The following is a 3653-nucleotide window of genomic DNA, read 5'->3' as shown; positions in this document are numbered from 1 at the left end:
CGCCTTCCACCTCACCGAGTACGGCGTCGACCGCCTCGGCCTGTGCCAGGCGGCCCGTCGGCACCCGCCGCGCCCGCCCCCAAGCCCGAGCCGGCCCCCGCCCCCAAGGCGGCCAGGCCGAAGAAGAAGGGCCGCAGCAAGCTGATGCTGCTGGTCGCCGCCGTGGTCGTCATCGCGGGCGGTGCCTACGGCGCCGGACTGCTGATGAACCACAGCGACGTGCCCAAGGGCACCACCGTGCTCGGGGTCGACATCGGCGGCGGCACCCGCGACGACGCGGTCAAGAAGCTGGACGACGCCTTCGGCAAGCGGGTCGACAAGCCGCTCAAGCTCGCCGTCGGCGGCAAGACCGTCACCCTCACCCCGGAGAACGCGGGCCTCCAGTTCGACTACCAGGCCACCGTCAGCGAGGCCGCGCACAGCGACTACAACCCGGTCCACGTCGTCGGCTCCCTGTTCGGGCAGAAGCGCGTGGTCGCCCCGGTCATGCCGGTGGACGAGGAAAAGCTGCACGCCGCGCTCCAGCAGGCCGGCGGCGGCTCGCAGGCGGGCGCGGGCGTGGCCACCGACGGCACCATCGAGTTCAAGTCCGGCAAGGCCGTGCCCGTCTACGGCAAGGGGGGCAAGGCCGTCGACGCCGAACACTCCGCCCAGGCGGTCGAACAGGCCTACCGGGCGCTGGTGGAGACGGGCAACGCCACCCCGGTCGCCGTGCCGACCACCACCCGGCAGCCGACGGTCTCCAACGCCGAGGTCGACCGGATGATGAAGGAGTTCGCCGAGCCCGCGATGTCGGGCCGGGTGACGGTCCAGGTGGACGCGGCCCACTCGGTGCCCTTCAGCCCGCAGAACTCGCTGTGGAAGTTCCTCCGGGTCACGGCCGTCGACGGCAAGCTGGTCGACAAGCCCGACCTGGCCGCCCTCGAGGAGCTGTACGGCCAGGCCTTCGACGGGGTGCTCATCACCCGGGGCAACGGCAAGAAGACGGCCGTCACCCCCGAGGACGTCTACGCCGCGCTGCGGCCCGCCCTGATGAGCAGGACCAACCGGGTCGGGATCATCGACACGAACCCGAGCTAGTCACCGCACCGGCGGCCAGGGGCGTCCCCGCCGGGGGCGCCCCTCGCCGTACCGTCACCCGCCGGGCATGACATCTGTCACCCGGCGGTCAGGACCCACGGCACTGCCGCCCGCCCGCCCCCTGCCGCCAGCATGGATGCCATGACGACGACAGCGGTACCGGCCACCACCACCCCGGTGGTCGGGTTCGACCAGGTGACCAAGACGTACGGGAGCGTGCGGGCCGTGGACGGCCTCTCGCTGCGCCTGTACCCGGGCGAGACCGTCGCCCTCCTCGGCCCGAACGGGGCCGGCAAGTCCACCACCCTCGACCTGCTCCTCGGGCTGAAGCAGCCCGACAGCGGCTCGGTCGGCCTGTTCGGCACGACCCCGCGCGAGGCCATCGTGGCCGGCCGGGTCGGGGCCATGCTGCAGAGCGGCGGGCTGACGGACGGGGTCACCGTCGCCGAACTGGTGAAGCTGGCCTGCTCGCTGCACCCGCGGCCGTACCCGGTCGCCGACGTGCTGGCGCGCGCGGGCCTCACCCAGATCGCCGACCGCAAGGCCGACAAGCTGTCCGGCGGGCAGGCCCAGCGGGTCCGGTTCGCCCTCGCCACCGCCGGCGACAGCGACCTGATCATCCTGGACGAGCCGACCACCGGCATGGACGTCTCCGCCCGCCAGGCCTTCTGGGCCACCATGCGCGAGCAGGCCGACCAGGGCCGTACGGTGCTGTTCGCCACCCACTACCTGGAAGAGGCCGACGCCATCGCCGACCGGGTCCTGGTGCTGCACCGGGGCCGCCTCCTCGCCGACGGCACCGCCGCCGAGATCAAGGCCAGGGCGGGCGCCCGCCGCGTCTCCTTCGACCTGGACGGCGCCATCGACGAGAGCGCCCTCGGCGCCCTGCCGTCCGTCACCCGGATCGACGTCTCGGGCCAGACCGTCCGCATCCAGTCCGCCGACGCCGACGCCACCGTGCACGCCCTGTACGGCCTCGGCCTCTACCCCCGCAACCTCGAAGTCGCCGGCCTCGGCCTGGAGCAGGCCTTCGTCGCCATCACCGCCGCCGAGGAGGCGAAGCAGCAGTGAACAGCCTGATCAAGCTGGAACTCGTACGCGCCCTGCGCAACCGCAAGTTCCTGTTCTTCACCGTGATCTACCCCTCGGCCCTGTTCCTGCTGATCGCGGGCAACGCCGACAGCCACACCGAGGTCGACGGCACGGGGCTGACCCTGCCGACGTACATGATGGTCTCCATGGCCTCCTTCGGCGCCCTGACCGCCACGCTCATGGGCAACAGCGAGCGCATCGCCAAGGAGCGCGAGAACGGGTGGGTACGGCAGCTGCGGCTGACCCCGCTGCCCGGGCGCGGCTACGTCCTCGCCAAGACCGCCGGCGCGGCCGTGGTCAGCCTGCCGTCCATCGTCATCGTGTTCGCGGTCGCCGCCGTGGTGAAGGACGTACGCCTCGACGCCTGGCAGTGGCTCGCGCTGAGCGGCGCCGTCTGGGCCGGCAGCCTGGTCTTCGCCGCGCTCGGCGTGGCCCTCGGCTACCTGGCGTCCGGCGACGCGGTCCGCCCCATCACCATGATCATCTACTTCGGGCTGTCCATGCTGGGCGGCCTGTGGATGCCCACCACCACCTTCCCGCAGTGGCTCCAGGACATCGCCCGGTGGCTGCCCACCCACGCGTACGCTGCCCTGGGACGGGCCATCGAACAGAGCCAGGCCCCGCACGCCCGGGACATCGCCGTGCTCGTCGTGTCCTTCGTCCTGTTCGCGGGCGGCGCGGCCTGGCTGTACCGAAAGGACACGCTGAAGGCGTGAGCGGCACGACGACGGAAGACCGGCACACCGCGATGCCGCGGCACACCCCCGTGGGCTGGCCGCCCACCAGCCGGCGCGATCTGCTGGTCAAGTCCCTGTGGATCGGGGTCTGGCTGGTCTTCCTCAGCTCACCGGTCGAGGACCTGGTCGCCGGCGGCCACTCCACCGCCGCCACCGTGGCGGGCTCCTGCGGCCTCGCGGTCTTCGTCGGGGTCTATCTGACGATGGTCTTCCGCAACATCGGCCGCCCGTTCTCCCGGGGTGCCGTGCTCGTCCTGGGCGCGGTCCTCGGCATCCTCGCCCCCGTCCTGGCCTACACCCTCGGCAGCGCCTGGCTGGGCCTGTTCGTCTACCTGGCGGTCGCCTTCGGTGCCACCCTGCCGCTGCGCGCCGCCTACTGGGCCATCCCGGCCTCCGCCCTGGTGATGTACCTGATCGGCATGCGCTCCGCCGAGAAGGAGGCACGCGGCCTGGTCGTCCTCGTCGTGCTCATCGGGTTCGCCATGACCGGCGTCGGCCAGCTCGTGCGCACCACCATCGAGCTGCGCAAGGCCCGGGCCACCGTCGCCCAGCTCGCCGCCAACGAGGAGCGCCTGCGCCTCGCCCGCGACCTGCACGACCTGCTCGGCCACTCGCTCTCGCTGATCACGCTGAAGAGCGAGCTGGCCGGCCGGATGCTGCCCGGCCACCCGGAGCAGGCGGCCCGGCAGGTCGCCGACATCGAACAGGTCAGCCGGCAGGCCCTGGTCGACGTCCGGGAGGCCG

Annotated in this window: 3 protein-coding genes and 1 pseudogene; all 4 read left to right on the top strand. The window is 72.4% G+C overall.

Translation table 11 applies throughout. From position 1 onward, the window contains the following. Window positions 1-1080, top strand: a pseudogene (locus tag H5J33_RS27215) (hypothetical protein); the annotation flags it as partial. A gap of 141 nt (window positions 1081-1221) precedes the next feature. Then, the gene (locus H5J33_RS27210) at window positions 1222-2151 is read left to right on the top strand and encodes an ABC transporter ATP-binding protein (protein WP_258565430.1); all 930 of its coding nucleotides are present in this window, start codon (window positions 1222-1224) and stop codon (window positions 2149-2151) included. Beyond that, window positions 2148-2888 carry an ABC transporter permease gene (locus H5J33_RS27205; RefSeq protein ID WP_181797488.1) on the top strand — a complete coding sequence of 247 codons (741 nt, stop codon included), beginning with the start codon at window positions 2148-2150 and terminating at the stop codon, window positions 2886-2888. Before H5J33_RS27210 ends, H5J33_RS27205 begins: the two co-directional genes overlap by 4 nt. Before the next feature lie 32 nt (window positions 2889-2920). Beyond that, window positions 2921-3653: sensor histidine kinase (locus H5J33_RS27200; RefSeq protein ID WP_181797490.1), on the top strand; the 733-nt coding region annotated here is incomplete at its 3' end.

It is taken from the genome of Streptomyces sp. WELS2, assembly GCF_013870595.1.
In the GTDB taxonomy this organism is placed as follows: domain Bacteria; phylum Actinomycetota; class Actinomycetes; order Streptomycetales; family Streptomycetaceae; genus Streptomyces.
Note: the sequence above shows the minus strand (reverse complement) of the source record. Positions and strands in the feature narration are given on the sequence as shown.